The following is a 26,430-nucleotide window of genomic DNA, read 5'->3' as shown; positions in this document are numbered from 1 at the left end:
GCCTATTTCCTCCCTTTCAGCCCAAACAGCGGCCGAATAAACCCGACTCGCTGAATCAGCCCCGAGGTCAGCGCCCAGCAGCCCAACACCGTGCCAACGCCCACCAGCAGCGGCTCGGCTACGGGCCCGATCTTCAACGGCACCAGCCAGTACGCCAGCAGCACTATCAAACTCTGGTGCAGCACATACCAGGGGTAGACAGCTTGCGTGGCCCAGGGGAGCCAGCGCATCGGGCGGTTCAGGTAGGCGTGGCCCCAGCCGAGGATGGCGCAGAGGACGGCCCAGACGTAGACATTGCGCGCGGCCCAGATCAGCCATTGCGCAGCGTCGCTCACGTCTTGGCCCCAGTAGAAACGCACCAAAGCCAGATAGACCGCGCCAGCGCCGAGCACTAGCCCCAACGCCTGCTTGCGCAGGGCGGCAAGTTCGGCCCAGACGGTGTCCGAGTTCGCCAGACACCAGCCGTACAGAAAGATCGTGAAGTACACAGGGTGCGCGTACCAGTCGTGGGTCAGGTCGTTGGTATTGGGAAAGCGGGTCTGCAGCGTGACGGTGTAGATGAATAGCGGCAGCGCGGGCAACAGCAACAACGGCAGGCCACGCAGGCCGGTGAATGCCTGACGCAGGCGTTGGCCCACCTTGGAGTTCAGCAGCGGCAGCAACAAGGCCAGCGTCAATGTGTAGCACCATAGGTAGGCCAGGTACCACAAGTGGTTCCAGGTGAAGCCGTGTTCCCATCCGTCAAATGCCTTTTCCGGCCAGGCATAGCCGCCGTAGTAGCGCCCCAGAAACTGCAGAAAGCCGGGCTCGACCAGCCCGTTGGCGACGCCCTGGGCATAGGGTTGAATCGGCACGACGACCAGCATGCCGAAGACCAGCGGCAGCATCAGCCGCCAGGTCCGGTCTTTCAAAAAACCGGCGACGCGGGTGTTCTTCATCAAAAACGCGGTCGAGATGCCGGAGATCAGGAAGATCAGGTCCATGCGCCAACGGTTCATCATCAACATGGGCATTTGCAGCGCCTCGGTCAGGTAGCTGCTTTTGAGGTGCCAGCTCCAGTCGGTCACGTAGAGCATGGCCAGGTGGTACAGGATCAGCAGGCCAAAGGCCAGGGCGCGCAGGGCATCAATATCGTGGCGTCGTTGCATGGAAATTCCGCGTTGGGTTGAAAGAGGACGCCAGTTTCGGGATTTGGGCCGTTTCAGAGGCGAAATGTGACGGTTTGGGGGCAAAAAGGGGCGAGCGGTGGCCCCCAGGGACGGGATTTGAGAGATGGAATGCGAGCGCCGCTAACATCGGGGCATGTCGTCTGCTCCGCCCTCCTCACCTGCCCCTGCCACTGACGCCCAAGCCTGGCTGGCGCGCTACCGGCCATGGCAACCCATCGTTGAACCGGCGTTGTGGGCCCTCTTTTTTTGCGGCCAGGCCTTTCTAAACAGCCTGACGGTCTGGTTCGATATCGAGCGGGTGAAGCTGAACTTTGCGGCCTGGGAGCCGGCGGTCTGGGAATGGAGCAGCAATCTGGTGCTGCTGGCACTGGTGCCCGCGGTGATTGCGTTTGAGCGGCGCTTTGCGCTGACCTGGAACACCTGGCGGGCCAATTGGCGCTGGCACATGCTGGCCAGCGTGGCGTTCAGCGTCGTGCACGTCGTGGTGATGGTGGGCCTGCGCAAGCTGGCCTATTCCACCCAAAACGCCGAATACGACTTCGGCAGTTGGCCACACGAGCTGTTTTACGAATACCTGAAGGACTTCCGGACCTACTTCGGCATCCTGTTGTTCCTGTTCATGTACCGCCTGCTGCTATTGCGCCTGCAAGGTGAGGCCAGCCTGCTGGAAGCGCCGGACGATGGCCCGCCGGTGGAGCCGATTGATCGGCCAGAGCGCTTTTTGGTGCGCACGCTGGGCAAGGAGTTTTTGTTGCCCGCGGCCGAGGTGGAATGGCTGCAGGCCTGGGGCAATTACGTGAACCTGCGCGTGCGCGGGCACGATTACCCGCTGCGTTCCACGATGGCCGCAGTCGAGGCCCGGCTGGACCCGGCCCGCTTTGTGCGCGTGCACCGCAGCTACATCATGAATCTGGACTACCTGCAGCAGATCGAACCGCTGGACTCGGGCGACGCCCGCGCCAGGATGCGCGACGGAGGCACCGTGCCGGTCAGCCGCCGCTACCGCGACAACCTGCGGCGCACCGCGGCGAGCGGCTAACTGGCTAACTATGTGAGGCATCGAACGGATAAAAGCAGACTCGCCAGTTAATCTGAGGCGATGAGCCCCACCGAAAAAACGCCTGTTGCCCCAGAGTACGTCAATCCACTGACCCAAGTTCTTGGGCAGGCCGAGCACGTCAAGGATTTGATGGACGAGTGCGCCGAAGGGCTGTCGCTCGTCAACACGGCACTGAAGCTGGAAGTCGCAGTGGAGAGCCCCACAGGTGGCATTGAGCTGGCCATCAAAGATAGCGAGCTGATCGAAGGCAAGGTCCAGGATGCAATCGGAAAAATGGCGATGGTCAACGCTTCGCTGGAGACTGCGGTGCAGTCGCGGCAGGACTTGGAAACGCAGTTGGCAACCGTGACCAAAGACGAAGCAGCTGCCCGGCATGCATCGTTGCATGACCCGTTGACCGGACTGCCCAACCGCGCCTTGTTTGAAAACCGGCTGGAACATGGGCTGGTGCAAGCCAGACGCCATGAACGCACTTTGGCGCTGATGTTCATAGACCTGGACGCGTTCAAAATGATCAATGACACCCATGGCCACGACGTTGGAGACGCGGTGCTGCAAACCATATCCGACCGGCTGCGAGAGAACACGCGCGAAGACGACACTGTCTGCCGCTTGGGTGGAGACGAGTTTCTTTACCTAATGGCAGAGTTCGCCGACAAAGAGGATGTCGTGCACGTGGCGGAAAAAATCGCCGCAGCGATTCAGGCGCCGTGTATGCACGCGAAAGGCACACTCACCGTCAAAGCGAGCATCGGGATTGCGACCTTCCCGCATGGCGGAACCTCCGCCGACGCCTTGATCAAAAGCGCGGATACAGCCATGTACAAAGCGAAGCGCAGCAAGTCCAGCTACGCTTTCGCCGATTGATCCGGCCCAGTCGCAAAGTTCGCGTGACTTTGCCTTCTTAAGCGACTTTCGCCGGAATTCTCGGCAAACCGTACCCGGTTTCCAGTAGCGTCTTGAGGTTGGACAACACTGCGGGCCAGCCACCCGAGATGCCTTCGTGCATTTTGGTGTCCAGATCGGTGTGGCTCACGATCAGGCGCACCAACCCTTCAATGCGTTGTTCGATGTCGATTTCCACGCGCGAGTGTTTGGATTCATCAGCGGCTTCGCTGGGCCGTGCCCATGAGAGGACCATGCGCTTGGGCGGATTGAACTCAACAACCTTGCCGCAAATGTCGACGGTGCGCGCGTCGTCCAGGCGCTGATGCTCCCAGGTAGAGCCGACCTTCCAGTCCGACACGTTGACGCGCACGCAATCCGACGTGGGGCCAAACCAGTATTTCGCCATCACGTCGGTATCGACAAAGGCTTGCCACACCTTCTCGGGCGTGGTTTGGATATAGCTCACGTATACAAAGCTGGGCTTCGTTGTTTCAGTTGTCATGGTCTTTGCCTTCCAGTTTCTGCTTCAGGGTATGCAACGCGTCAAGACGGTTGCGCTCAAACTTGTTGATCCAGCGCGCCTGAATCTCGTGCAGTGGCACGGGGTTCAGGTAGTGCAACTTCTCCCGCCCCTGCCAGACGACAGCCACGAGATTCGCTTCCTCCAGCAACTGCAAATGTTGCGTCACAGCTTGGCGCGACATGTCCATGTGCTCGCACAGCGCGCCCAGCGTTTGGCCGTTGTCACCATGCAATTGGTCCAGCAGACGCCTGCGGGTCGGGTCGGCCAGTGCCTTGAATACCTTGTCTATGTCCAAAATTTGCCGTTGCGGTTGAAAGCGTTGTTGAATTATATGCAAGTAAATACTTGCATGTCAAGCGATGTGTTCAACACGACCCACCTGACACACTTGCTTCGCAGGCAAACAGCCCATGCCATCCAGCGCAGCCTCAACCGCCGCGTCCAGCGGCGTATGCGGCTCATGCCCCAGCGTTGCAACCAGCTTGTTGTTGCGCATCTCCACCCGCGTGGTCCACAGATACCGCATCTCGCGCATTTCATGCACGGTGGGTACAAACGGTGCGATCAGTGCCATCAACCACCAAGGAAAGGCGCTGACCTTGGGCTGGGCGCCGCCGCGCTTCACGACGACGCGGCTGATGGCTGCGGCCAACTGCGTGCCATCGGCATCCCAATAGCCAGCCATATGAAAAGTCGAAAAAGCCTCCAGCGTCTCGCGGCGCTGTACCAGCTCCACCATCGTGCGGGCCACGTCGGGAAGGTACGACCATTGGTGGCCCACGCCCGGCGCGTTGGGCACGCTGATGGTTTTGACGGGCTGACCCGGTTTGACCAAACCTTGCGAGAACCAGCTGTTGCCCGCCTTGGGGCCAAAGAAGTCACCCGCGCGCACCACGATCACCTTGCAGCCCTGGCTGCTGGCATCACGCAAGCGCTGCTCCATCTGCACACGGATAGCGCCCTTGCGGGTGACGGGCTCTTGCGGCGAATCTTCCCGCAATATGGGGAAAGCGCTGGGGCCAAAGTTGTAGACCGTGCCTGGCAGCACGATGGTGGCGCCGTTGGCCTGTGCTGCGGCAATGGTGTTGTCCACCATCGGCAAGACCAGCTCAGCCCAGCGGCGGTAGCCGGGTGGGTTGACGGCGTGCACGATGACAGCACAGCCTTCCGCTGCGGCCATCACATCGTCGCGGTTCATCGCGTCGCCGCGCAGCCAGACCATGCCATCACGCCGCTCGGTGGCAAGCTCGCCGCCGCGGCGCAGTGCGCGCACATTCCAGCCTGCGTCGCGCAGTTGCCGTGCCACTTCGCCGCCGATGCCGCCGGTGGCGCCGAGAACCAAAGCCGTATTCCCCAATGCCGTATTTCCCAATGCGGTGTTGCTATTCATTTCATTACTCCTAAAAAGTGTTGCGATGGATGAAGTTTGAAAGCAGCGGCGCTATTAAGCAATTGACCAACATGTCGTAGCGGCTATACATTTCTGTATGACTAATGAAACCCATAGCGACATCGGCTGGGAGCTTTACCACTCGTATTTGAGTGTGTTGAACGAGGGCTCGCTCTCAGGCGCAGCGCGTGCGATGGGCATTGCCCAGCCCACGGTGGGGCGGCACATTGCTGCGCTGGAAAAGGCGCTTGGCGTCACGCTGTTTACCCGCTCACAGCTCGGGCTATTGCCTACCGATGCGGCAGTGGCGTTGCAGCCTTTTGCCCAAGCCATGAGCACCTCGGCCACGGCGTTGAAGCGCGCGGCAGAGGGTCAGGGCTCAGGCATCAAAGGCACGGTGCGCATCACAGCGAGCGAGGTGATTGGCGTGGAGGTGTTGCCGCCCATCCTGAGCGAATTGCAGGCGGCCTACCCCGAGTTGAAACTCGAACTGGTGCTGACCAACCGCGTACAGGATTTGCTGAATCGTGAGGCCGATATTGCCGTGCGCATGACGCAGCCCAAACAGGAGCAGCTGATTGCCCGGCGCGTGGGCCAGGTGGACCTGGGCTTTCATGCGCACAAGGCGTATCTGCAACGCCGCGGCACGCCGCAGACGCTGGCCGATCTGGCGCAGCACGCGCTGATTGGGTTTGATGAGGAGACACCGTTTGTGCGGGCAGCGCGCAAGGGCTTTCCGCAATGGAGTCGCGATGCGTTCACCTTGCGCACCGACAGCGACGTGGGACAACTGGCGTTGATACGCGCAGGCTGTGGCATTGGCATTTGCCAGGTCGCGCTGGCCGCGCGCGACCCGCAACTGGTGCGCCTGCTGCCCGATGGCCTGACGATGGGCCTGGAGACCTGGCTCACGATGCACGAAGACCTGCGCAACACGCCGCGCTGCAAAGTGACCTTTGACGCGCTACTGCAGGGCCTGCAAAACTACATTACGCCAGCGCCAGTTCTGCCAGACGCACAGCCCCGTTGAAGCTTCGCGCACCGCCGATGAACAGGTTCAGGTGGCAGAAGACGCTGTCTTCGACGCCAGTGACTGCAGCCAGCTCCTGATCGCGCAGGCCGGCCCAGTTCTTCGGCAAATCCATACGCGCAGTGAATGAACCTGGCTCTACCGGCACCGTCTTGATCTGGTACTGGTCACCGTCCGAATCCGGGTAGATCACAAACATCACCTCGGGCATTTCGTCCACCACCACGCGTGTCCAGGGCATGCCGCCCTCTTGCAGATGCAACACCTTGCCGCCCACCAAGCGCGGTGCCGCGCGCACGGTATCCACGGCGCTGATCTGCGCGACCTTTTTGCTGATGGCGTGGTCCAGAAACTTGCGCGTGATGGCGATGGCTTCGCGAAAGCGGGTTTCCTGCAACTGGGCTTTGGTGCTCTGGTCCATGCCCTTCTCTTCCATCCAGTGGGTGTTGAGTTGGGCGATCAGGCTGGAGAGGCCAAAGATGCCGGGCGACACATCGCCCTGGCCGGTGTCCACGATGTCGAGGTACTGCACCAGCGAGTGGTCGATGGAGCGCACGATGTCGTCTACGGCCTGTGCGTTCAGGCTCTGGCCGTTCGCGCTGGCCCAAGCCTTCACGTAATCAGCACCATGCGCCGTCCACACCAGTCCTGCACTGGCATAGCCCACGCCGGGTTTGGTTTGGCCGTCTACCTCATGTGCAGGCCGTGCGCCGTCAAAGCCGCGCTGGTGGTGGTCAAAGCGACCCGTGGCTGCGTCCCAAGTACCGCCCACGTCGACCACAAAGTCGGCCGCGTCAATGAGTTCTTGTTTGCGGGTGCGGGTGAGTGTGTGCGATGGAAAAACCCCCATCAAAACGCCAACGCCGAACACGTCGTCGGCATGGAAGCTGCCACTGTGTGTGGCGATGGAGGTGGTGGCGTTGGCGGCAGCGGTGGTTTGGGTCATGCGGCGATTTTAAAGAACCGCCGCATGACAAACCGTTTTACTTGGGCAACAGCACCTTGTCGATCACGTGGATCACGCCGTTGGACTGGTACACGTCGGCAATGGTGACGGTGGCGGTACCGCCCTTTTCGTCCGTCAGCATGACCTTGGAGCCGCTTGCCATAGCTGTCAATGTGCCGCCGCTGACCGTCTTGATGGTGGCCTTGCCCTTGCCTTCCATGATCATCTTGCTGATGGCCGCGGCATCCCATTTGCCGGCCACCACGTGGTAGGTCAAGATGGTGGTCAGCGTGGCCTTGTTTTCAGGCTTGAGCAGTGTGTCTACCGTGCCAGCAGGCAGTGCGGCAAAGGCGGCATTCGTAGGCGCAAACACGGTGAAGGGGCCAGGGCCTTTCAATGTCTCAACCAAGCCCGCGGCCTTGACCGCTGCCACCAGCGTGGTGTGGTCCTTCGAGTTCACAGCGTTGTCGATGATGTCTTTGGAAGGCAGCATGGCCGCGCCGCCCACCATGACGTCGGCCATAGCGGCCACAGACACGGCCGACATGATGAGAGCCAGACTGAAGGATGCGAGCTTGCGATTAGTGTTACCAGATGTCATGTGTATGTACTCCAGAAGTTTGTAAAACAAAGCCGAAATGTCGCGGCTGTAATGAATACGCGGCCGGATGCAAAACGGATTCAACTAAATGGCTCCATGACCGCCCATGACCACTCATGCCTACATTCCTTCGCAATCTGCTAGCCTTGGGCGCCTCCTACCCACCGAATATTTCCCATGACGCTCAGCACCCTGTGGCTCTTTATCGCAATGACCTTCGTCGTCTCGGCCACGCCCGGCCCCAATATGTTGCTGATCATGAGCGTCAGCGCGCGCCATGGTTTGCGCATGTCGGTGTTGGCCATGCTGGGCTGCATGACGGCACTGCTGGCGATGATGAGTCTGTCGGCCGCAGGCCTGGGCGCGGTGCTACATACCTCACCCCAGGTGTTTGAGGCGCTGCGCCTGGCGGGGGCTGCGTATCTGGCCTACCTGGGTGTGAAGGTGTGGCGCTCGCCAGTGGAAGAGCACGCAACAGACCCCACCAAAGAAGCATCGCAAGTGGCTGTGCCCGCCGTGAATCCGTGGGCCATCTACCGCCAGGCATTTTTGGTGGCAGCGAGCAACCCCAAGGCCATCCTCTTTGCTGCTGCGTTCTTTCCGCAATTCATCCATGCCGATTCACCCCAATTGCCGCAATTTGCGATTCTGCTGATCACCTTCACGGTGATTGAGGTGGGCTGGTACTTTGTCTATGCCGCCAGCGGCAAGCGCCTCTCAAGCTACTTGCAGCGCGCCCCGGTGATGAAGATGTTCAACCGCATCACAGGGGGCGTGTTCGTCGGCTTTGCGGCGCTGATGGCTACCGCAAAGAGCTAGTCAAAGCTCATCAATACTTTTGCAACAAGTATTCGCTGACCTTGGGAGCATCCTTGTTGAGCAAAGTGTCCAGGCGCGAGTTCATCACGTAGACGTCTTTACCCACTTGTGTTGCCGTTGTGGGGAATGAGTAGGCCGTCTTGCGCGCGGGCTGCAACGTGGCGGTTTTCCAGCCGTCGGTAGACACCAGCTCCGTCACCTGGTCATTGCCCGCGTTTTGCACCACGACCAAATGGGTTTTGTCACGCAGCAGCATGCCGTCTGCACCCTTCACTGCCTCGGGCAGGCTCACGCGCTGGATGTCGGCCCCGTTGCGGGTGCTGATCCGGAAGACCTCGCCGCTGTTGTATTTGTTGACCAGCAGGTAGCCGTCCGGGTGGGCCACGATGCCATTCAGGTTGAAGCCTTCGCCCTTGAACAGATCGCTTTGCGCGAACACGCTGGCCTGGCCTTTGGCGTCCACGCGGTAGATCACTGGCGAAAAGCTGTCGGTGACGTAGACATTGCCCGCTGCGTCCACCGCCAGGTCGTTGGCCATGTGGCCGCCCTGCACCAGATTGCTGAGGTCGTGGTACGCGCGGCGCTCGCCAGTGGTGGCGTCATATGCGGCCACGGCGGCCAGCTTGTAGGCGGAGGCGGGGCTGCTGCGAGTGGAGGCACCCAGATCTGCAACGGCAACCCACAGCAGGTTGCGCTTTACATCCAACGCCAAGCCCACGCTGGCAATCAATTTGTCATCTTGAATGAATGGTGTGTAGGCGCCTTGCGGAGTGACCTTGCCCACGGTGCCGGAGTGCACGGAGCTGACGAAGAACACCTTTTGTGCGGGGTGCCAGGCAATGCCTTCGGGGTAGGCCTGTTCGGCGGTGAAGGTGATGCCTTGGGCGGACACGCCATCGGCAGCATGGGCCAGGCTTGCGCCCAGCACAGGGGCAGCCAGCAATGCAGCCAGGGTGAGGCTGCGAACGAGTTTGGAGGTGGTGAATTTAGTCATGGTGAGCTTTCGGTTTGAGCGGTTTGGTTGAAGGGTTAGACAGTGGTTGGTTTGGTGTGGGGGTACATCGCGTCCATGGCGGCTTGGTCCATCTCGGCTTTGAAGGTGTGTGCATCGGCCAGTGCCTCGGCACGCACGGCGGCTGGGCGGGCGCTGACCTGGTCCAAAAAGCGTTTGACGTGCGGCAACTCAGCCCAGGCCGTGTCGCCCAGCACAAAGGGCACGGCGCGTGCCCAGGCCCACAGCGCCATGTCGGCGATGGTGAATTCCTCGCCCACCATCCAGGTGCGCGTGGCCAAGTGTTCATTGACGATGCGCCAGTGGCGCCAGGCTTCAAAGTCGTAACGCTGCTGCGCATAGGCCTTGGGTTCGGGTGCAAAGTGGCGGAAGTGCACGGCCTGGCCTGAGAATGGCCCAATGCCGGTGGCCACAAACATGAGCCACGAATACATCTGGGAACGCACTTCGGGTACGTTGCGTGGCAGGAACTTCCCGGTCTTGACGGCCAGGTAGAGCAGGATGGCGTTGCTGTCAAAGACGACCGCATCGCCATCTACCAGCGCGGGTGTTTTGCCGTTGGGGTTGATGGCCAGGTACTCGGGCAAGTGCTGCTCGCCTTTGCGAACATCTACCGGCACCAGCGCGTAAGGCAGGCCGGACTCTTCCAGAAACAAGGCCACCTTGGCCGGGTTGGGTGAGGGGTGGTAGTAGAACTTCAACATGGGTGTCGCTTTCGTATGAGTTGGTGACGGGTTGGATTGTGTTTTTTAGCGACAATGGCAACAATCACTTTGAAAGCTAATATTCTTTGCGTTATTCGCAAAATACTTCAGACAAGCAAACCATGCTCGACAACATCCAGGCCTTTCTCGACGTCCACAAGGCGGGTACGTTTTCGGCCGCGGCCAAGCTGCACAACGTGGCGGTGTCGTCGGTGTCGCGGCAAGTGGATGCGCTGGAGCAATCGCTGGGCGTGGCGCTGTTTCAGCGCAGCTCGCGCCGCCTGTTGCTTACCGATGCGGGCGAGCAGTTTTTGCCGCGCGCGCAACTGATCGTGTCGGAAATGGTGGATGCCAAAGCCGCGCTGCTGGACGCGCAGGCGGAGCCGCGTGGCCTGCTGTCGGTCACCGCGCCTTCGGTCTTTTGGCGCATGCACATCGCGCCCACCGTGGCGTCGTTCATGCAGCAGTACCCGTTGATCGAGCTGGACTTGCAGCTCAGCGACCACTGGGTGGACCTGGCCGCGCAGCGGGCCGATGTGGCCATCCGCATTGGCGCCCTACCCGACAGCGACCTGCTGGCCACGCGGCTCGCGCCCATGTTGCGCGTGGCCTGCGCCAGCCCCGCGTACATCCGGGCGCACGGCCGCCCTGCCAAACCCGATGACCTGCTGCACCACAGTTGCCTGTGCCTGCCCTCCACGCCCACGGGCCTGTGGACCTTTCCGGGTGTGAACCAGGACAAGCCTTTGGCCGTGCAGGGGCGCTTTCGCAGCAACGACGTGGACTCGCTGCTGGAGGCCGCCGTGGCCGGGCTGGGCGTGGCGCATCTGGCCAGTTGGCTGGTCTACAAAAAGGTGGCTGCGGGCGAGCTGGTCAACCTGTTCCCCGACTCGGTGGCCGCCGCTGCGGCTGCGGCGTCAACGAGCCAGGCACCGGCCATACATGCGGTGCGACTCAAGGGCCGCTCGCACTCGGCCAAGGCACAGCTGTTTATCACCCACTTGAAACAGTCCTTTGGCACGCCGCCCTATTGGGACCGCGCAGCATTGGCCGCGCCCGACGCCAAGCCCTGAAACGCGATGCCAACCTCCCGCCGCCTTCTTTGCGCACAGTGTTTGCGCCCGCAAACCACCTGCATATGCCGCTTCGCCACGCCTACGCAGCACGCCTGTGAAGTTCTGATCCTGCAGCACCCCATGGAAGTGGACCATGCGAAGAACACCGCACGCTTGTTGCATCTCAGTCTGCCGGGTAGCCGCATGTTAGTTGGGGAAGAATTTGACGAGGCCAGACTGCGCGAAGCGATGGCCGAGCCCAAGTACACGGTGCTGCTGTATCCGCCAGACGTTTACGAAGGGCACGCAATGCCTGCACCGCTGGATGCAGAACAACTGCGCGATCCAGCCAAGGTGCGACTGGTGGTTCTGGACGGCACCTGGCGCAAGAGCCGCAAGATGTTGCACCAAAGCCCGCTGTTGCAAGGCCTACCGCGTCTGTCGCTAGAGGATGCGCCGCCATCCGGCTACGCTATTCGCAAGGCGCACAAGCCGGGGCAGTTGTCGACACTAGAAGCCACTTGCGCAGCGCTGGCGCAGCTGGAAGGCGACCCTCAAAAGTACCAACCCTTGCTCAAGGCATTCGATGGTTTTGTGGCTCAGCAGCAGGGATTTTCCAGGGGAAAAGGCCTGTAAAGCGCATAGAACGTGCGTAAGCAGCTCCTGATTTGATAGCATTCTCTCTGGGTGGCCCATCACACAGACCGCGCACCTGGGCTTGCCTATAAACGGATACCTATTCCGTTCAGGCGCCCATGGCAAAAGAAAAACTCCCAGGATTCAACGCGCGCCTATGGCTGCGCTTCGTCACCATTGCGCGGCCTTACTGGACCTCCAACCGCGGCCCCGCGTGGGGGATGTTCATCGGCTTGATCGCACTGCTGCTGAGCCAGACCGCCTTCAACGTGCTGTTCAACCAGCAGACGGGTGAGTTCACCTCCGCGCTGGCGGCGGGCGACGCCGACCGGTTCTGGTCCGCCATTTACGTGTACGTCGCTATCCTGGTGGTGGCCGTGCCGATCTACGCGCTGTACTACTACGTGCGCGACCGGCTGGGCCTGCACTGGCGGCGCTGGCTGACGGACAGCTTTTTGAAGCGCTACTTTGCCAAGCGCGCCTACTACCGCCTCAACGGCAGCGATATCGACAACCCGGACCAGCGGATTGCCGACGACATCGACAGCTTCACGTCGAAGTCGCTGTATTTTTCGATGATCGCGCTGGGCTCGGTGATTGATCTCGTCGCCTTCTCGGCCGTGCTGTGGACCATCTCGCGCACGCTGGTGGTCTTTCTGATCCTCTACGCAGTCGTCAGCACCTTCTTCACTGCTGCGGTATTTGGCCGGCGGCTGATCAATCTGAACTTTCACCAGTTGCACCGCGAGGCGGATTTCCGCTTTAGCCTGGTGCGCGTGCGTGAACACGCAGAGCCGATTGCCTTCCACGATGGCGAGGCGCGCGAGATGTCGGTGCTGCAGCGCGTGTTTGGAATGGTTTATGCCAACTACAAGCGGGTGTTGGGCTGGCAGTTCAGACTCAACCTCTTGCAGTACAGCCACAACTTCTTGACGGTGGCACTGCCTACCGTGATCGTGGCCAACGATGTGCTGTCCGGCGAGATGGAAGTGGGCCGCGCGATCCAGGCGGCTGGCGCGTTCGCCGCCATCCTGAGCGCGCTGACCATCATTGTTCAAAACTTTGAAAGCCTGAGCCGCTTTTCTGCGGGTGTGGACCGGCTGCATGCATTCTCGGAAGCGCTGGACAAGGTGGGCGACTTGCCGGTGCAACCTTGTGTTGCTCCTGGCGCAGAGGCGCCAGCCGCGGACACCCCTATCCGCACCGAGTTTGGCGACACGCTGGCGCTGAGTCACGTCACGGTGTTCACCCCCAACTGCGAGCAGATGCTGGTCAAGGATTTGTCGCTGACGGTCAAGGAAGGCGAAGGGCTGATGATCATTGGCTGCAGCGGCACGGGCAAGAGCTCACTGTTGCGGGTGATTGCCGGGCTGTGGCAAACCGGCTCCGGCGTTGTGACGCGCCCCGGTGGAGACGACATGCTGTTTTTGCCGCAGCAACCCTACCTGCCATTGGGCAACCTGCGCTGCCAGTTGACCTACCCCAACACCGACACAGACATTCCCGACGCAGAGCTATTGAAGTGGCTGGATTTGGTGAATCTGCCGAACCTGGCCACACGCTATGGTGGGCTGGACGCGGAGCTGGACTGGTCCAAGGTCTTGTCAGTGGGTGAGCAGCAGCGCCTGGCGTTTGCCCGTGCGTTGATTGCCAAGCCGCGCTATTTGCTGCTGGACGAATCCACCAGCGCGCTGGACACCGCCAATGAGGAGCACCTCTACAGCCAGCTTGCCGAGTTGGCCATCACGCCCATCAGCGTGAGCCACCACAGCGACATCGCCAAACACCACCGCCATACTCTGGATCTGCAAGGCGAAGGCGCCTGGACACTGCGCGATGAGGCAGCGCCGGCAGCTTGATCAGATCAGGTCGACGTCCGACACCAAAGACTTCACCGCAGCATCCATGTCTGCGGTAATTTCTTTCCAATCGTAGCCCGTCTGGGCGTTGAGGTATTCGAAGAACGAAGAGTTAGGGTCGTTCAACAGAACGGCGACGGCGTAGCCGTCGGTGTTGTCGGACAGCTTGAGCATCGCGTCGTATTTGGTGTCGGTCGCCAATGCGTCGTCGACCAGCACAGGCGCAGCGTCAAAGTAAATGCTGGGTAGTTCCACGCGCAAAGCGCGGCCGAAATCGCTGGCGAATACGGCCTTGGCATCGGCAAACGACCGAATGCCGGAGAAGAAACCGTAGGGCTGGATCTGGAAAAACTCCTGCATCGGCGGCGCCAACTGGCGCTCCACGGCAAAGTCAAACGCCGTGTCGACTTCCATGCGGTCGCCTTTTTTCAGCCGGATGCGCACCAGCAGAGCTTCGGTGATGCCGGAGAACCCTGCAGACTGAAAGTGGCGAACGATGCGTTCGGCCGTGGCGTCAGCGGGGAGACCTTGGGTAGTCGTCATGGGAGCAGTTTCTTTCGTAAAAGTGGTCAGTGTACAGAATCGCCAGGGGCAAAAATGCGCTTATCCTCGCACCACCTCTTTCGTCCATTGCCCCGTGTACAGCGTTCCGCCCCAAGTCCTCACCTACCTCTCGCACCCTCTGGCCCAAGTGGGCATTTTCATGGCGGCCTCCGCCGTGATGATCTGGCGGCTGCAGGCCATTGAGGGCAAGGGTTTCGAGGGCACCGTGCTGGGCACATTGATCATGCCGTACTGCTCCGGCTTTGCGAATCTGGTGTTCGCCTATGTGATGAGCCGCGAAGGCGGCAAGGGCACGACGGTGATAGAAAACTGTCTGGTCAACAACGTGACCAACCTGACGTTGATCCTCGGCCTGGCGACGATCTTCTTTGGCGCCAAGGCCGTCAAGGGCAAGGCAACCAAAGCGATGGCGCAAGAGCAACGCATCCACAAACTGGAACTGCTGTTCACGCTGGTCGCCCTCTTCCTGTTCACCGGCACACTGTGGGCGCTGGCCAAAGACGGTGTGCTGGACTTTTACGACGGTCTGGTGCTGGTCGGCCTGTTTCTGTTCTGGCAAGTCTTGCATGTGTTTGAAGTTCTCAAGACCAACGTGCGCAAGAGCCGCAGCTTTGAATGGACCATCGTCATTGACCTGGTCCTGATCGGCATCGCCGCCTATGGTGTGTACTTCAGCGTGAACTTCTTGGTGGACTGGATTGGCACCGTGAAGAGCCCCTACATCGGCGCAAAAGACCTGGGCTGGATCAGCGGCGCACTGATGGTGGTACCCAATGCGTTCATCGCGCTGTACTACGGCTTTGTCGGTCGACAAGATATTGTCGTCAGCTCGCAAGTGGGCGACGGGCATATCTGCATCCCGATGTGTATAGGCCTGTTCGCTCTATTCGACCCGATCCGCATACCATCGTTCTTCCAGATCGGCGTCTACGTCATCGCCGCTGCAGCGGTACTGCACTTCTTGTCCATCGCCGCGCTGGGCCGCCTGCCGCGGACATTGGGCGTTGTGCTGGTGGCGGGGTATGGCGTGTTTATCTACACTGGTGTGGTGCAGGCCTGACGGCCCATTGGAGATTCCCATGAAAACGCAAACCTTTCTCCGCGCCTTGTTTCAAGGCATTTTGCTGGTCGCCGCCTTTCAGGTATCCGCTGGCACACCGGCGCAAGGAAAGAAGACGGATGCCGCCACCATCGCCACGCTGACGGCGCAGGCCGACCAATGGGACAAAGCCATCGTCCGCAAGGATCGGGCGGCGATTGTGGGCAACATGGCCGAAGACTTTCGTCAGATTGATGGTGCCGGCAACGTGGAAACCAAAGCCTCGTTCGTGGAGGATTTGCTGTCGCCCAAGCTGGTGATTGCGCCTTACACAGTAGAAGATTTTGATGTGCGCCTGTATGGCGACGTCGCGCTACTGAGCGGACGCACGCGCATGACCGGGAGCTACGACGGCAAGCCCTTCAAGAGCCACTATCGCTACATAGACATCTATGTGCGCCGTGGCGGTGTCTGGAAAATCGTCAGCGTGCAGATTTCGAAAATACCAGACTAGGGCGTCCAACAGGGTGCGTGGCTTCAGTACAAACCCCATCGCCGCGGTGGCATGGAATTCGCTAGTATCGGGCGATAAGTTGACCGATTGGTTAACTTTGGTGCACACAGTTGCACCAGCACCGTCCAACCCGCGAGCCCATGACCCCATCTGCTGATTCAGGCCCCTCCTCCGATGCCACACCGGCGCGTACAGCCGTCGCGGTGCGCAATGCCAGCGTCATCTACCAGACCGCCGACACGCCAGTCCATGCGCTTTCCGATATTGATCTGGACATTGCCGAGGGCGAGTTCGTCTCGCTGATCGGCCCTTCGGGCTGCGGCAAGACCACGCTGATGCGCGTAATTGCCGATCTGGAAAAGATCAGCGCGGGCGAGGTACTGGTCAACGGCGTGAGCCCACACGATGCGCGGCTGGCGCGGGCCTATGGCTATGTGTTTCAGGCGCCGGCGCTGTTCCCCTGGCGCACCGTTTTGGCGAATGTGACGCTGCCGTTGCAGATTCAGGGCACGGGCAAAGCCGATGCCAAGCGCATTGCGATGGAGCACCTGGAGCGCGTGGGCCTGAAAGGCTTTGAGGGCAAATACCCGTGGCAGCTGTCGGGCGGCATGCAGCAACGCGTATCGATCGCCCGGGCGCTGTCGTTTGAGCCCAAAATTTTGATGATGGACGAGCCGTTTGGCGCGCTGGACGAGATCACGCGCGACCGGCTCAACGAACAGTTGCAACAACTGTGGCAGCGCGAGCGGCGTACGGTGGTGTTTGTGACGCACTCGATCGCCGAGGCGGTCTATCTGTCAACCAAGATTGTCGTGATGTCGCCGCGCCCCGGGCGCATCGTCAAGGTGATTGATTCGACCCTGCCCGATGCGCGCCACTTGGGTCTGCGTGATTCTTCCGAGTTTGTCGCCCTCGCCCACGAAGTGCGCGAGGCCTTAGCTGATGGCCACCACTAAAACGCTCTCGCAGCGTGCCGTCCAAGACTGGCTCCCAGTCGCGGTGGTGCTGTCGGCCGTACTTCTGGCCTGGTACATCGCCGCTTGGGTACTCAACGCACCTGGCGCGATTGAGCGCGTGCTTGATGCAGAAGTGGGCTATACATGGCAAGAATTGTTCAGCGCCACGATGAACATGGAGCGGCCGCTGATGCCCGCGCCACACCAGGTTGCAATGGACTTTTATGAGAGCCTGACCGAGTGGCCACTGGACTCGCCGCGCAACCTGCTGTTCCATGTGGCGGTGACTGGGCAGTCCACATTGACAGGCTTTGTGATGGGCACTGCGCTGGGCTTTTTTTTGTCGGTGTTGATCGTGCACAGCCGCACCTTGGACAAGGCGCTGTTGCCATGGATCGTTGCCTCGCAGACCGTACCGGTGTTGGCGATTGCGCCTATCGTGCTGGTAGTGTTGGGCAGCCTGGGCTTTTCAGGCACAGCACCCAAAGCTTTCATTGCGATGTATTTGTGCTTCTTTCCGGTGACGGTCGCGATGGTGGCCGGTTTGCGCTCGCCGCAGAAAATTGAAACCGAGATGATGCATACCTATGCGGCTTCCCCATGGCAGTCGCTGTGGCTGCTGCGCCTGCCTGCGGCCCTGCCGTTCCTGTTCCCGGCATTGCGCGTGGGCGTGGCCGCGGGCTTGGTGGGCGCGATGGTGGCCGAGTTGCCGACCGGCGCGCAAGCAGGCCTGGGCGCGAAGCTGCTAACCGGTTCTTACTACGGGCAGACCACGCAAATCTGGTCTGCGCTGGTGATGTCCGCATTGCTAGGTCTTGCGTTGACCAGCGCGGTGGCTCTGGTGGAGCGGCTGGTGTTGCGCAGCAGAGGAGGCCTATGAACGAAACAGCAGAAGTCGCAACCAGCGTAGCGCCTTGGTTCTGGCCCGCGATGCTGTTGCTGACCGTTGTTGCCGCGTACAGCGTCTACCGCATGGCAGCTGTCAATGGCAGGCGCTGGGTGGGGATGGCAACGGCCGCTCTGTTTGGCGCTTGGGTCATCCTTTTCTGGGAAATTCTGGTGCGCGCGCTGGATGTGCCGCGCGTGTTGTTGCCCGCGCCCAGTCTGGTACTCGGGTCGATGGCCAACCACGCGCCCAAGCTGTGGGGCGACTTTGTGCAGACGGTAGGCAAGGCGGTGTTGATCGGTTGGGCGCTGGGTTGCGCCCTCGGTTTTGTAGTCGCGGTTGCCATTGACCGGTTGCCATTCCTGCAGCGCGGTTTGCTGCCAGTAGCGTCGCTGACCAGCGCGATCCCGCTGGTGGGCGTTGCGCCGATTGCGGTGATGTGGTTTGGCTTTGAGTGGCCGTCCAAGGCGGCGGTGGTGGTGCTCATGACCTTCTTCCCGATGCTGGTGTCCACGCTGGCCGGGCTCAAGGCTGCGGGCAAGCTGGAGCTGGAGTTAATGCACAGCTACGCAGCCAGCTACTCGCGCACACTCCTGGCCTTGCGCCTACCCGCCGCCCTGCCCTATATCTTTGGCGCGCTGAAGGTCAATGCGACATTGGCGCTGATTGGCGCTATCGTGGCGGAGTTTTTTGGCTCACCCACATCGGGCCTGGGTTTTCGCATCAGCACCGAGGCGGCGCGCATGAACATGCCGCTGGTGTGGGGTGCGATTGTGGTGGCGGCAGTGACCGGTTCGCTGGCCTACGCCTTGCTTGTTGCGCTGGAACGCCGTGCGGCGTTCTGGCATCCGTCCGTGCGTGAAGGATGATTCGCGCATTTTCTTTCGTCCCTTGTCATTAACCCTCTGAAGGAGCTTTCCATGATTCGTTCTTCCAAGTTCACGCTGCGCCTGCTGGCTGTGGCGATGGCCGCCGCCAGCTTTAGCGCTATGGCCGCAGAAAAAGTCACTGTGCAACTGAAGTGGGTGCCACAAGCCCAGTTCGCCGGCTACTACGTCGCCGCCGCCAATGGCTATTACAAGGACGCAGGGCTGGACGTCACCATCAAACCCGGTGGCCCGGACATCGCGCCCACGCAGGTGATTGCCGGCAAACAGGCCGACATCGTGGTTGACTGGATGCCATCGGCGCTGGCCGCGCGTGAAGCCGGTGTTCCGCTGGTCAACGTGGCCCAGGTGTTCAACCAGTCGGGCCTGATGCTGACCTGCAAGAAGGCCAGCGGCGTGACCACACCCAAGGACTTCAAGGGCAAGACATTGGGCGTCTGGTACGGCGGCAATGAGTATCCGTTCCTGAACTGGATGGCCAAGCTGGGCTTGAAGACCGACTCCGACATCAAGATCCTGAAGCAGGGTTTCAACGTCGACCCACTGTTGCAAAACCAGGCCGCCTGTATCAGCACGATGATTTACAACGAGTACTGGCAAGTCGTGGACGCTGGCGTCAAGGAAAAAGACCTGGTCACTTTCTTCTATGAAAAAGAAGGCGTGGCCTCACTGGAAGACGGTCTGTATGTGTTGGAAGCCAATCTGAAAGACCCGGCCTTTGTGGCGCGCATGGGCAAGTTCCTGAAGGCTACATTGAAGGGCTGGAATGAAGCCGTCAAAGACCCCGAAGGCGCAGCCAAGGCCGTCGTAGCTGCGGACACATCCGGCAGCTCCAACCTGAAGGTGCAAAAGCGCCAGATGGAAAACGTCGCCAAGCTGATCACCAATGCGGGCACAGCCAAGATCGGCTATCTGGAACCCGCTGCGTATGAACGCACGGTGAAGGTCTTGCTATCCGGTGGTAGCGATCCGGTGATCAAGAAGGATCCGGGCAAAGCCGCGTACTCGCACGCGATCTGGAACGCGGCGCAGAAGTAATCTGCAACCCACGGCAAACATGGACAGGGCAGTGGACGCATCCAAGGGCCTCATTCGGCAAACGAATGAGGCGCTGATCCTGTCCGCGGCCGAACGCGTGTTTGCCCGCGCAGGCTTTGGCGGCGCGACGATGGCAGCCATCGCTGAGGCCAGCGGCCTGCCCAAGGCCAATCTGCATTACTACTTTGGCAGCAAAGAGGTGCTATACCGCGAGGTACTGGCCCGCATCCTGAACGACTGGCTGGCGCCCACGCATGGCATTACCGATGATGCCGACCCGCGTGCGGCGCTGGAGCAGTACATCCGCGACAAGATGGCGCTATCGGCCGAGCGGCCCGATGGCTCCAAGGTGTTTGCCAACGAGCTGCTGCACGGCGCACCGGTCATCAAAGGCCTGCTGGAGACGGACCTGCGCAAACTGCTGCGCGAAAAGGCCGCTGTCGTGCAAACCTGGATAGACGCTGGCCGTATGGCGCCAGTAGACCCGGTGCACCTTTTTTTCACGATCTGGGCGTCTACGCAAACCTATGCCGACTTTGACGAACAGATCAAGGCCGTGCTGGGCCGTGCGCAACTGACCGCCAAGGACCAAGCCCGTGCAACAGAGCATGTGGTGAGCCTGATTTTGCGGGGTTGCGGCTTGCTGTAGCCCACCTTCTGTTCGCCAGCGCACAGCAGTGCTGGCCGCAATCACGGAGCATGTGCCATCGGGTCGCTTCATGACCGGAAGGAGGAATCTCATGCCCATTGCCCATTTCCACAAGGCGACCGACCCCGCCACCCATGACGAGGTCCATATCAATACCGAGGCGGTGCTGTTCGTAGAGGAGCCGCCCGAATCACAGATCGGCAAAACGTCGATCCAGGTGATTGGCTTGCACACCGATGGCATCCGCATCACCGAACCTTTGGTCGAGGTATTGGCGCAGTTGCCAACGCTGGTGGCAACCTTTCGGCATTACCACGCAGGTGCGCCCGCCGAAGGCGCCAGCGTGGTGCATATCGCCACGCACAACGTCAGCTACGTCTTGCCCAATGTGCCGCACACGCCCACGTTCTGGACCATCCATTTCCGGGACGAATCCGAACTGCGCGTGGTGCATCCCCTGCCCGACAACCTCTGAAGGCACAATGCGGCGATGGCCGCTGACACGCTTCAAGGATCCAACGCTGTATACCGATGGCTGGTGCTCAGTAGCCTGGTTGCATTGGGCGCATGTACGTCGGCTCCGCCCAGCCCAGGCACCCCCGAGGTAAGTCAGCTTGCACCTGTGCAGCTGACACGGGCTGCCCAGACTTATGCGATTGACGCCGCCGCCTCGACACTGCATATCCTGGTCTATCGTGCCGGTCCAATGGCACGACTGGGGCACAACCATGTGATCAGCTCGCACAGCATGCAAGGCCGCATTTGGCGCGAGGCGACGCCGGAGAGTTCGGGCTTTGATATCACGGTTCCCATCAACGATCTGATCGTTGACGATAGTGCCGAACGTGCTACAGAGGGCGACGAGTTCGCGGCCAATGTAAGTCAAGAAGCCAAAGAAGCTACCAAGGTCAATATGCTGCGCGAATCACTATTGGATGCTGCGCACTTTCCCTTCGTTCGTATCCGGTCCGTCACTGTTCAAGGCGATGCGAATGCGCCAACCGTAGTGGCGGCCATCCATATCAAAGACCAGACCCGGAATGTCACGCTGCCCGTTACGCTGCAATCCATAGATTTCGGCATGCGTGCGAAAGGCGAATTTCAAATCAAGCAGACCGACTTCGGCATCACACCCCTGAGCGTCGCGCTTGGCGCCTTGCAGGTTCAGGACACCATCAAAATTAAATTCGAATTGGTCGCCAAGGCGCAATGACGGCGATTGACCGCACACTGCTGAACCACGGTTTCCCCGGCAGCACATGGGGGAATCTGGGGTTCTGGACCGATGCGCAAAACTATCCCGCAGCCTGTCGAGCGCTTGCCATCACGCTGGCGGGGGCCGCACAGTTGCAGCCAGGATGCAGCGTGCTGGATGTCGGTTTTGGCTGTGGGGACCAGTTGCTGATCTGGAAACAGCATTTTGGTGTGGGTCGCATCACCGGCGTGGAAACGGATGCATCCGCCGTCAGCGTGGCACTGGGCAAGCTCGCAGAGTTCACAGACGTATCGCTTCACCTCGGCAACGGTAACTGGGGCCCCTTGGATGAAAGCTATGACCGTGTACTGGCGCTGGACTGCGCGTACCACTTTGCGCTCCGCTCTGCCTTCTTCACCCATGCCTTTCAGACACTCATGCCCGGCGGGATGCTCGCACTGACCGATATCGTCGTTGCGGACGACACCCATTCTTCAGAGCACGCGCGTTTGGCCAAGCTATGCGGCATACCGCCAGAGAACCTGCTGACGCAAACAGCGTATGCGCAGGCGTTGACGAATCTGGGTTTCACTGCAGTCACATTGCAGCGACTGGATGAAGAAGTGCTGTCCGGCTTCACGCGCTTTGCAACGCGCCTGCTACGCCAACGCACCCTGGCGACTCTCAGCGTGGGCGGGCTCAAGGTTCTTGCAACGGCGGCGATCATTGGCTGGTTGCTTCGTGGGCCGCGGGTGCACTACGTGTTGATAACAGCAAAACGCCCGACATAAGGCGCTCCAGAGTCTGTTTCGATTTGCGCTAAGTCGATAGCTGCCACACAATGCAGCGCAAATCGAATCACTGTAAAGGGAGGACATGGCCATGAAAGTCTTATGGGTACGGGGCGATACCGGTAACGATGTACGCAAGCTGCGGCAAGCGCTGGCCGCGCAACTAGGCCCTGAGGCCGCGTTGTACGGTGCGCTGGACCAGGGCGATGTTCTGGATGCAGACGCCGAAGCTGCGGTGCGGCGATGGCAATCAGGTGTTGGTCTGATTGCCGACGGCGTGGTAGGGCCGTATTGCCAACAGGTATTGGGGCTGCGAAAGCCCGGCCCGCTGGCCATGGAGCTGAAGCTGGAGTGGGTGCAGCGCCTGTTTCCTGCGACCAAGCCGGCCAATATCTCGCGCTATCTGCCCTACGTTTCCGCTGCGCTGGATGCGATGCGCCTGACGGACCAACCCATGGTCTGCGCTGCGCTGGCAACCATCCGCGCAGAGAGCGAAGGCTTTCTGCCGATCTCTGAATTCCAGTCACAGTTCAATACCGCACCCGGCGGCGCGCCCTTCGCGCTGTACGACGACCCGAAAAAGAAACTGGGCAACAGCCAGCCCGGTGACGGGGCGCGCTTCAAAGGCCGAGGATTTGTGCAGCTAACAGGCCGCGCCAACTATGAGATCTATGGTCCAGCCGTTGGCATTGATCTGATTGCCCATCCAGAACTGGCGAATGCGCCCGAAGTGGCAGCCTGCCTGCTGGTGCAGTTTCTTGCCAACCAGGCCGATGCGATGCGCGACGATCTGGCTGCGGGCCGGCTGGCACGGGCGCGCCAGCGCGTCAATGGCGGCACACACGGGCTGGAACGCTTTCGCGATGTGTTCAAACTTGCAGCGACCATATGGCCCGCTGCGCCCGCCCCTGTGGGCAAGGCGGCCGCGGCCAGCAAGAAGAAAACCACCACGACCAAGAAGCGTTCGTTGACGGTGCGCAAGGATCCGACCGATTTGAATGACCGCGCCTACTTGCCGCCCCCGGTTGGTTTGCAGGAGATGTTTCCTACCGACGCCGAGATGGCCAAGTTCCTGCCGCGCTACACCCGCGCCAGGCTGATCCTGAACCAGGGGCAGGAAGGCGCCTGCACCGGCTTTGGCTTGGCCGGCGTGGTCAACTACTTGCGCTGGGCCAAGGCGGGCTATCCTGAAAAACTGCATTCGGTCAGCCCCCGCATGTTCTACAACTTCGCGCGGCGCTACGACGAACTGGCCGGTGAAAACTACGAGGGCTCGAGCTGCCGCGGCGCATTGAAGGGTTGGTTCAACCACGGTGTGTGCATGGAGACGGATTGGCCCTTCAGCGACACCAAGGTCCTGCAACCCAAATTCGGTTATGCCGACCGCGCACGCAGCAACACACTGGGCGTGTATTACCGCATCGATCTGAAATCCATCACCGACATGCAGGCGGCAATCCAGGCCGTTGGCGCCATCTACGTTTCCGCCTTCACGCACAAGGGCTGGGACCACGTTCCCAAGACTCCAAAACCACCTAAAGGCCACTCTGATCTTCCGGTCATCGCATTTGACGGCCGCCCTTCGGAAGTGGACGGCCATGCGTTTGCGCTGGTGGGCTTTAACGCCCAAGGCTTTGTGATTCAGAACTCCTGGGGCACCAACTTCGGTGCGGGCGGATTTGCGGTGTTGACCTATGCCGACTGGCTGGCCAATGCGATGGATGCTTGGGTCGTGGCAATGGGCGTTCCCGGTGTGGTCGTGGGCCGTGTCAGCGTGCGCTCGACGGGTGCGGGCGGCAGGGCCGCGGGCGCAGATACCACTGCCTGGTGGAGCGAAGACCAGGCCTACCAGCACAGCGTGGTGCTGGGCAACGATGGACGTGCCAAGCGCTATCTGACGGAGGACGAGCTGAGCCGCACACTGCTGCACCAGGGCGCAGGCCTGCCGGACCAGTGGTTCCGTACGCAAGGCGGCAACCAGCCCAAACGGCTGGTGATCTACGCGCACGGCGGCCTCAACAGCGAGGACGCCGGCATCACGCGCGCGCGGGCGATGGGCCGCCATTTCATGGCGAACGATTGCTACCCACTGTTTCTGGTGTGGAAGACAGGCTTGCAGGAGTCCATTGCCAATATGCTGAGCGAGGCATTCCGCAAACAACCGGCAATGGCAGGCGGCATCGGTGAGGCTATTAGCGAGAAAACCGACCTGCTGGTGGAAAAAGTCATTGGCCGGCCCCTGGTGCGCCCGGTCTGGAGTGAAATGAAAGAGAACGCAGAGCTGGCATTTGGCAACGGGCGCGGCGGCGATCTGCTAATCACCGCGCTGCAAAAGCTACGCGACACTTGGGGCGATGCGCTGGAAGTCCACATCGTTGGGCATTCGGCTGGCTCCATTCTGCTGGGCCATATGCTGTCCGCAATGAAGGCCCGCAAGCTGGACGGCCTGGTTAAATCGACCCACCTGTTTGCACCCGCCTGCACGGTGCAGTTTGCCAACGAACACTATGCACCACTGCCTGAAGTGATGCGCAATTTGTACCTGCATGTGCTGTCAGACCGGGTGGAGCGCAATGACAATGTGGCGGCGATTTACCGCAAGTCCTTGCTGTACATGGTGTCCAACGCGCTGGAGATGGACTTGCGCACGCCGCTCTTGGGCTTGGACAACATCACCAACCTGACCTACAACGGCTGGGACGGTGCCTCCAGCACGGGCGAGACGCTGAAGGCATGGCGCCGCGCTGCAGCCGATGCGGGTTTGAACTCGCCAGACCGCTACACCGCTGTATCGGATGACAAGGTGAAGACCGCAGAACCAAAAGTCGAAATCGATGCCAACCACGGCTGCTTCGACAACAGCATTGAGGTGCTGCGCACAACGATGATGCGCATTCGCGGCGGCAAACTGGCGGCGGCGGTGGACGACTTACGCGGCTTTTGAACGCGCGGCCCAAGCCTTGGCCACTGACTGCGCCGAAGCCACGGCGCTTTCGAGCAAAGGAATACCCGGCGCCGCGTAGGACCCGCAGAAAAACACGCGCCGCTTCGGCTGCGCATGCAAGGTTTGCAGCTTTTCCAGATTACCCTGGGTTGCCAGGTCAACCATCGGGCGCTGCAAACTGCAGTCCTGCAAGACCAGTTCCGGCGCGGGCTGCAGCATGGGGTTGATGGTTTGAAACAGCGGTTGCGCGTGTTGGTATGAGGGCAGCAGGCGGTTGACCCAGATGCTGATCATCGGCCGATCGAACTCTGGCGACAGCACATAGTTGACCGGTCCCCAGTCGCTGCGGTCCTTGGGCATCAGACGTGTGTCGTTGTGCATTACCACCCGCACGGCGTCATAGCGCACCGCCTGCAGCACGGCACGCTCGGCGCGGGTTGCATCGCCAAGCAAATCGAGAATCTGGTTCGCCTGCGTGGCAAACACTACAGCGTCGAAGGTCTCCGTACTTCCGTCCTGCATCGTGATGACAACGGAACTGCCCTCGCGCTGCACGCCTTCAATGCGTGCGCCCAAGCGCAGGTGCGCAACGCGCTGTGAGAGCGCCTGCGCAATGGCCGTCGCCCCGCCCACCGCACGGTAGACGCTGGACAGCATGAAGGCACGGTTGAAATACTGCGCAATCACAGCGGCCGGGTAATCGCGCACGGCCTGACAGCTCACCGTGTTGATGCCCGCAAAGATGGGAATCAGAAAGCGGTCCGCGAAGGCGCTGGAATAGTGTTCCGCGTGCAGATATTCGCCCAGCGTAAGCCCGCCCAATTTGCCAGCCGCCAGCGCCAGCGGCGTTTTCAGGAGAAAGCGCCCCAAGTCCCACAGGATCTGGCGCGGCGCATCGTGCAGCAGGCTAGCGGGCACAACCCACGGCACCGTCTTTCCCAGTGCCTGGTAGTTGCGATAGCGAAAGTAGCTGTCGCCATCCAGGTCGCTGAAGCCCAAGGACGCGTCCAGCGGTTCAACGTCAACTCCGGTCTGCGACAGCAGTGCAAACAACTCGGGGTAGTAGCCCGGATAGATGACGCGCAACGGCACATCAACCACTCCGCCCGGCGCCTGGACGCTGTGCGCACCTATGCCCAGACTGGCCTGGCGTTCAAACAAAGTGACCTCGTGCTCTGCGCCCAGAAACCACGACGCCGCCAAACCAGCCATGCCACTACCAATGATTGCGATGCGTTGTTGCGCCATCGGGCGATGCTAACAGTGGGCAAGGTG

The 26,430-nt window shown here is 60.7% G+C and carries 28 protein-coding genes; 18 read left to right on the top strand and 10 right to left on the bottom strand.

Annotated elements, in window-relative coordinates:
• Positions 1 to 2 precede the first annotated feature (2 nt).
• A complete protein-coding gene (locus AC1DV6_RS09440; RefSeq protein ID WP_477977198.1) occupies positions 3 to 1,148 on the bottom strand; it encodes an acyltransferase family protein in 1,146 nt (381 codons plus the stop codon).
• A 154-nt stretch (positions 1,149 to 1,302) separates the two neighbouring features.
• Here AC1DV6_RS09440 and AC1DV6_RS09435 point away from each other — a divergent pair, with 154 nt between their 5' ends.
• The gene (locus tag AC1DV6_RS09435) at positions 1,303 to 2,208 is read left to right on the top strand and encodes a LytTR family DNA-binding domain-containing protein (protein ID WP_477977197.1); all 906 of its coding nucleotides are present in this window, start codon (positions 1,303 to 1,305) and stop codon (positions 2,206 to 2,208) included.
• A gap of 60 nt (positions 2,209 to 2,268) precedes the next feature.
• Complete coding sequence (locus tag AC1DV6_RS09430; protein WP_477977196.1) at positions 2,269 to 3,096, top strand: diguanylate cyclase domain-containing protein; 828 nt, start codon at positions 2,269 to 2,271, stop codon at positions 3,094 to 3,096.
• A gap of 37 nt (positions 3,097 to 3,133) precedes the next feature.
• Here AC1DV6_RS09430 and AC1DV6_RS09425 read toward each other — a convergent pair whose 3' ends face one another.
• The 3 genes from AC1DV6_RS09425 to AC1DV6_RS09415 form a co-directional block, all read right to left on the bottom strand.
• Positions 3,134 to 3,619 carry an SRPBCC family protein gene (locus tag AC1DV6_RS09425; RefSeq protein WP_477977195.1) on the bottom strand — a complete coding sequence of 162 codons (486 nt, stop codon included), beginning with the start codon at positions 3,617 to 3,619 and terminating at the stop codon, positions 3,134 to 3,136.
• Positions 3,609 to 3,929 carry an ArsR/SmtB family transcription factor gene (locus tag AC1DV6_RS09420; protein ID WP_477977398.1) on the bottom strand — a complete coding sequence of 107 codons (321 nt, stop codon included), beginning with the start codon at positions 3,927 to 3,929 and terminating at the stop codon, positions 3,609 to 3,611. The genes AC1DV6_RS09425 and AC1DV6_RS09420 overlap by 11 nt, the downstream gene beginning before the upstream one ends.
• A gap of 63 nt (positions 3,930 to 3,992) precedes the next feature.
• On the bottom strand, positions 3,993 to 5,030 hold the full coding sequence (locus tag AC1DV6_RS09415; RefSeq protein WP_477977194.1) for an NAD-dependent epimerase/dehydratase family protein: 1,038 nt from the start codon (positions 5,028 to 5,030) through the stop codon (positions 3,993 to 3,995).
• Positions 5,031 to 5,127: 97 nt separating this feature from the next.
• On the opposite strand from AC1DV6_RS09415, the gene AC1DV6_RS09410 reads away from it, so the two are divergent.
• On the top strand, positions 5,128 to 6,060 hold the full coding sequence (locus AC1DV6_RS09410; RefSeq protein ID WP_477977193.1) for a LysR family transcriptional regulator: 933 nt from the start codon (positions 5,128 to 5,130) through the stop codon (positions 6,058 to 6,060).
• On the opposite strand, the gene AC1DV6_RS09405 is transcribed toward AC1DV6_RS09410, so the two are convergent.
• Together AC1DV6_RS09405 and AC1DV6_RS09400 are read right to left on the bottom strand one after the other, a co-directional pair.
• Entirely contained in the window at positions 6,020 to 7,006 is a 987-nt protein-coding gene (locus AC1DV6_RS09405; protein ID WP_477977192.1) for an MYG1 family protein, read from the bottom strand. The two genes, AC1DV6_RS09410 and AC1DV6_RS09405, sit on opposite strands and share 41 nt — an antisense overlap.
• A 37-nt stretch (positions 7,007 to 7,043) precedes the next feature.
• Complete coding sequence (locus tag AC1DV6_RS09400; protein WP_477977191.1) at positions 7,044 to 7,607, bottom strand: fasciclin domain-containing protein; 564 nt, start codon at positions 7,605 to 7,607, stop codon at positions 7,044 to 7,046.
• Positions 7,608 to 7,784: 177 nt separating this feature from the next.
• Here AC1DV6_RS09400 and AC1DV6_RS09395 point away from each other — a divergent pair, with 177 nt between their 5' ends.
• Positions 7,785 to 8,426, top strand: coding sequence for a LysE family translocator (locus AC1DV6_RS09395; RefSeq protein WP_477977190.1), 642 nt, complete (start codon positions 7,785 to 7,787; stop codon positions 8,424 to 8,426).
• 10 nt (positions 8,427 to 8,436) lie between these two features.
• Here AC1DV6_RS09395 and AC1DV6_RS09390 read toward each other — a convergent pair whose 3' ends face one another.
• Together AC1DV6_RS09390 and AC1DV6_RS09385 are read right to left on the bottom strand one after the other, a co-directional pair.
• Entirely contained in the window at positions 8,437 to 9,420 is a 984-nt protein-coding gene (locus AC1DV6_RS09390) for a hypothetical protein (RefSeq protein ID WP_477977189.1), read from the bottom strand.
• Positions 9,421 to 9,455: 35 nt separating this feature from the next.
• The gene (locus tag AC1DV6_RS09385) at positions 9,456 to 10,142 is read right to left on the bottom strand and encodes a glutathione S-transferase family protein (RefSeq protein ID WP_477977188.1); all 687 of its coding nucleotides are present in this window, start codon (positions 10,140 to 10,142) and stop codon (positions 9,456 to 9,458) included.
• 122 nt (positions 10,143 to 10,264) lie between these two features.
• Here AC1DV6_RS09385 and AC1DV6_RS09380 point away from each other — a divergent pair, with 122 nt between their 5' ends.
• The 3 genes from AC1DV6_RS09380 (at position 10,265) to AC1DV6_RS09370 (ending at position 13,692) form a co-directional block, all read left to right on the top strand.
• The gene (locus AC1DV6_RS09380) at positions 10,265 to 11,215 is read left to right on the top strand and encodes a LysR family transcriptional regulator (RefSeq protein WP_477977187.1); all 951 of its coding nucleotides are present in this window, start codon (positions 10,265 to 10,267) and stop codon (positions 11,213 to 11,215) included.
• A 6-nt stretch (positions 11,216 to 11,221) separates the two neighbouring features.
• On the top strand, positions 11,222 to 11,833 hold the full coding sequence (locus AC1DV6_RS09375; RefSeq protein ID WP_477977186.1) for a tRNA-uridine aminocarboxypropyltransferase: 612 nt from the start codon (positions 11,222 to 11,224) through the stop codon (positions 11,831 to 11,833).
• A gap of 119 nt (positions 11,834 to 11,952) precedes the next feature.
• Positions 11,953 to 13,692 (top strand): ABC transporter ATP-binding protein/permease, encoded by a 1,740-nt coding sequence (locus tag AC1DV6_RS09370; protein ID WP_477977185.1) that lies wholly within the window; start codon positions 11,953 to 11,955, stop codon positions 13,690 to 13,692.
• Here the strand turns inward: AC1DV6_RS09370 and AC1DV6_RS09365 are convergent, their stop codons facing one another.
• Positions 13,693 to 14,235 (bottom strand): hypothetical protein, encoded by a 543-nt coding sequence (locus AC1DV6_RS09365; RefSeq protein ID WP_477977184.1) that lies wholly within the window; start codon positions 14,233 to 14,235, stop codon positions 13,693 to 13,695.
• 94 nt (positions 14,236 to 14,329) lie between these two features.
• On the opposite strand from AC1DV6_RS09365, the gene AC1DV6_RS09360 reads away from it, so the two are divergent.
• The 11 genes from AC1DV6_RS09360 to AC1DV6_RS09310 all read left to right on the top strand — a co-directional run bounded on the left by AC1DV6_RS09360 (position 14,330) and on the right by AC1DV6_RS09310 (position 25,155).
• The gene (locus AC1DV6_RS09360) at positions 14,330 to 15,316 is read left to right on the top strand and encodes a hypothetical protein (protein WP_477977183.1); all 987 of its coding nucleotides are present in this window, start codon (positions 14,330 to 14,332) and stop codon (positions 15,314 to 15,316) included.
• Between the two features lie 19 nt (positions 15,317 to 15,335).
• Positions 15,336 to 15,809 (top strand): nuclear transport factor 2 family protein, encoded by a 474-nt coding sequence (locus AC1DV6_RS09355; RefSeq protein WP_477977182.1) that lies wholly within the window; start codon positions 15,336 to 15,338, stop codon positions 15,807 to 15,809.
• A gap of 140 nt (positions 15,810 to 15,949) precedes the next feature.
• Positions 15,950 to 16,765, top strand: a complete 816-nt coding sequence (locus tag AC1DV6_RS09350) for an ABC transporter ATP-binding protein (RefSeq protein ID WP_477977181.1) — start codon at positions 15,950 to 15,952, stop codon at positions 16,763 to 16,765.
• Positions 16,752 to 17,645 carry an ABC transporter permease gene (locus AC1DV6_RS09345; RefSeq protein WP_477977180.1) on the top strand — a complete coding sequence of 298 codons (894 nt, stop codon included), beginning with the start codon at positions 16,752 to 16,754 and terminating at the stop codon, positions 17,643 to 17,645. The genes AC1DV6_RS09350 and AC1DV6_RS09345 overlap by 14 nt, the downstream gene beginning before the upstream one ends.
• On the top strand, positions 17,642 to 18,520 hold the full coding sequence (locus AC1DV6_RS09340) for an ABC transporter permease (protein WP_477977179.1): 879 nt from the start codon (positions 17,642 to 17,644) through the stop codon (positions 18,518 to 18,520). Before AC1DV6_RS09345 ends, AC1DV6_RS09340 begins: the two co-directional genes overlap by 4 nt.
• A gap of 51 nt (positions 18,521 to 18,571) precedes the next feature.
• Positions 18,572 to 19,576 carry an ABC transporter substrate-binding protein gene (locus AC1DV6_RS09335; protein ID WP_477977178.1) on the top strand — a complete coding sequence of 335 codons (1,005 nt, stop codon included), beginning with the start codon at positions 18,572 to 18,574 and terminating at the stop codon, positions 19,574 to 19,576.
• Positions 19,577 to 19,595: 19 nt separating this feature from the next.
• Positions 19,596 to 20,225, top strand: a complete 630-nt coding sequence (locus AC1DV6_RS09330) for a TetR family transcriptional regulator C-terminal domain-containing protein (RefSeq protein ID WP_477977177.1) — start codon at positions 19,596 to 19,598, stop codon at positions 20,223 to 20,225.
• Positions 20,226 to 20,316: 91 nt separating this feature from the next.
• Positions 20,317 to 20,700: a hypothetical protein gene (locus tag AC1DV6_RS09325; protein ID WP_477977176.1), complete on the top strand. Its 384-nt coding sequence runs from the start codon at positions 20,317 to 20,319 to the stop codon at positions 20,698 to 20,700.
• A gap of 15 nt (positions 20,701 to 20,715) precedes the next feature.
• Positions 20,716 to 21,438, top strand: a complete 723-nt coding sequence (locus tag AC1DV6_RS09320) for a YceI family protein (protein WP_477977175.1) — start codon at positions 20,716 to 20,718, stop codon at positions 21,436 to 21,438.
• On the top strand, positions 21,435 to 22,211 hold the full coding sequence (locus AC1DV6_RS09315; RefSeq protein WP_477977174.1) for an SAM-dependent methyltransferase: 777 nt from the start codon (positions 21,435 to 21,437) through the stop codon (positions 22,209 to 22,211). The genes AC1DV6_RS09320 and AC1DV6_RS09315 overlap by 4 nt, the downstream gene beginning before the upstream one ends.
• A gap of 91 nt (positions 22,212 to 22,302) precedes the next feature.
• A complete protein-coding gene (locus AC1DV6_RS09310; RefSeq protein WP_477977173.1) occupies positions 22,303 to 25,155 on the top strand; it encodes a peptidoglycan-binding protein in 2,853 nt (950 codons plus the stop codon).
• Here AC1DV6_RS09310 and AC1DV6_RS09305 read toward each other — a convergent pair.
• On the bottom strand, positions 25,141 to 26,403 hold the full coding sequence (locus AC1DV6_RS09305) for an FAD-dependent oxidoreductase (RefSeq protein ID WP_477977172.1): 1,263 nt from the start codon (positions 26,401 to 26,403) through the stop codon (positions 25,141 to 25,143). The two genes, AC1DV6_RS09310 and AC1DV6_RS09305, sit on opposite strands and share 15 nt — an antisense overlap.
• Positions 26,404 to 26,430: the final 27 nt, after the last annotated feature.

It is taken from the genome of Rhodoferax sp. P2_H8_2 (genome assembly GCF_056403235.1).
The sequence above is the reverse complement of the archived record's forward strand: the minus strand, read 5'-3'. Positions and strand labels throughout refer to the sequence as shown.

Excerpts from the sequence above, each read along its gene's own strand:
- AC1DV6_RS09310 (WP_477977173.1), top strand. The coding sequence starts at position 22,303 with ATGAAAGTCTTATGGGTACGGGGCGATACCGGTAACGATGTACGCAAG.
- AC1DV6_RS09340 (WP_477977179.1), top strand. The coding sequence starts at position 17,642 with ATGAACGAAACAGCAGAAGTCGCAACCAGCGTAGCGCCTTGGTTCTGG.
- AC1DV6_RS09330 (WP_477977177.1), top strand. The coding sequence starts at position 19,596 with ATGGACAGGGCAGTGGACGCATCCAAGGGCCTCATTCGGCAAACGAAT.
- AC1DV6_RS09435 (WP_477977197.1), top strand. The coding sequence starts at position 1,303 with ATGTCGTCTGCTCCGCCCTCCTCACCTGCCCCTGCCACTGACGCCCAA.
- AC1DV6_RS09345 (WP_477977180.1), top strand. The coding sequence starts at position 16,752 with ATGGCCACCACTAAAACGCTCTCGCAGCGTGCCGTCCAAGACTGGCTC.
- AC1DV6_RS09350 (WP_477977181.1), top strand. The coding sequence starts at position 15,950 with ATGACCCCATCTGCTGATTCAGGCCCCTCCTCCGATGCCACACCGGCG.
- AC1DV6_RS09315 (WP_477977174.1), top strand. The coding sequence starts at position 21,435 with ATGACGGCGATTGACCGCACACTGCTGAACCACGGTTTCCCCGGCAGC.
- AC1DV6_RS09375 (WP_477977186.1), top strand. The coding sequence starts at position 11,222 with ATGCCAACCTCCCGCCGCCTTCTTTGCGCACAGTGTTTGCGCCCGCAA.
- AC1DV6_RS09320 (WP_477977175.1), top strand. The coding sequence starts at position 20,716 with ATGGCCGCTGACACGCTTCAAGGATCCAACGCTGTATACCGATGGCTG.
- AC1DV6_RS09385 (WP_477977188.1), bottom strand. The coding sequence starts at position 10,142 with ATGTTGAAGTTCTACTACCACCCCTCACCCAACCCGGCCAAGGTGGCC.
- AC1DV6_RS09390 (WP_477977189.1), bottom strand. The coding sequence starts at position 9,420 with ATGACTAAATTCACCACCTCCAAACTCGTTCGCAGCCTCACCCTGGCT.
- AC1DV6_RS09430 (WP_477977196.1), top strand. The coding sequence starts at position 2,269 with ATGAGCCCCACCGAAAAAACGCCTGTTGCCCCAGAGTACGTCAATCCA.
- AC1DV6_RS09440 (WP_477977198.1), bottom strand. The coding sequence starts at position 1,148 with ATGCAACGACGCCACGATATTGATGCCCTGCGCGCCCTGGCCTTTGGC.
- AC1DV6_RS09355 (WP_477977182.1), top strand. The coding sequence starts at position 15,336 with ATGAAAACGCAAACCTTTCTCCGCGCCTTGTTTCAAGGCATTTTGCTG.
- AC1DV6_RS09380 (WP_477977187.1), top strand. The coding sequence starts at position 10,265 with ATGCTCGACAACATCCAGGCCTTTCTCGACGTCCACAAGGCGGGTACG.
- AC1DV6_RS09415 (WP_477977194.1), bottom strand. The coding sequence starts at position 5,030 with ATGAATAGCAACACCGCATTGGGAAATACGGCATTGGGGAATACGGCT.
- AC1DV6_RS09305 (WP_477977172.1), bottom strand. The coding sequence starts at position 26,403 with ATGGCGCAACAACGCATCGCAATCATTGGTAGTGGCATGGCTGGTTTG.
- AC1DV6_RS09365 (WP_477977184.1), bottom strand. The coding sequence starts at position 14,235 with ATGACGACTACCCAAGGTCTCCCCGCTGACGCCACGGCCGAACGCATC.
- AC1DV6_RS09400 (WP_477977191.1), bottom strand. The coding sequence starts at position 7,607 with ATGACATCTGGTAACACTAATCGCAAGCTCGCATCCTTCAGTCTGGCT.
- AC1DV6_RS09425 (WP_477977195.1), bottom strand. The coding sequence starts at position 3,619 with ATGACAACTGAAACAACGAAGCCCAGCTTTGTATACGTGAGCTATATC.
- AC1DV6_RS09410 (WP_477977193.1), top strand. The coding sequence starts at position 5,128 with ATGACTAATGAAACCCATAGCGACATCGGCTGGGAGCTTTACCACTCG.
- AC1DV6_RS09370 (WP_477977185.1), top strand. The coding sequence starts at position 11,953 with ATGGCAAAAGAAAAACTCCCAGGATTCAACGCGCGCCTATGGCTGCGC.
- AC1DV6_RS09395 (WP_477977190.1), top strand. The coding sequence starts at position 7,785 with ATGACGCTCAGCACCCTGTGGCTCTTTATCGCAATGACCTTCGTCGTC.
- AC1DV6_RS09335 (WP_477977178.1), top strand. The coding sequence starts at position 18,572 with ATGATTCGTTCTTCCAAGTTCACGCTGCGCCTGCTGGCTGTGGCGATG.
- AC1DV6_RS09405 (WP_477977192.1), bottom strand. The coding sequence starts at position 7,006 with ATGACCCAAACCACCGCTGCCGCCAACGCCACCACCTCCATCGCCACA.
- AC1DV6_RS09325 (WP_477977176.1), top strand. The coding sequence starts at position 20,317 with ATGCCCATTGCCCATTTCCACAAGGCGACCGACCCCGCCACCCATGAC.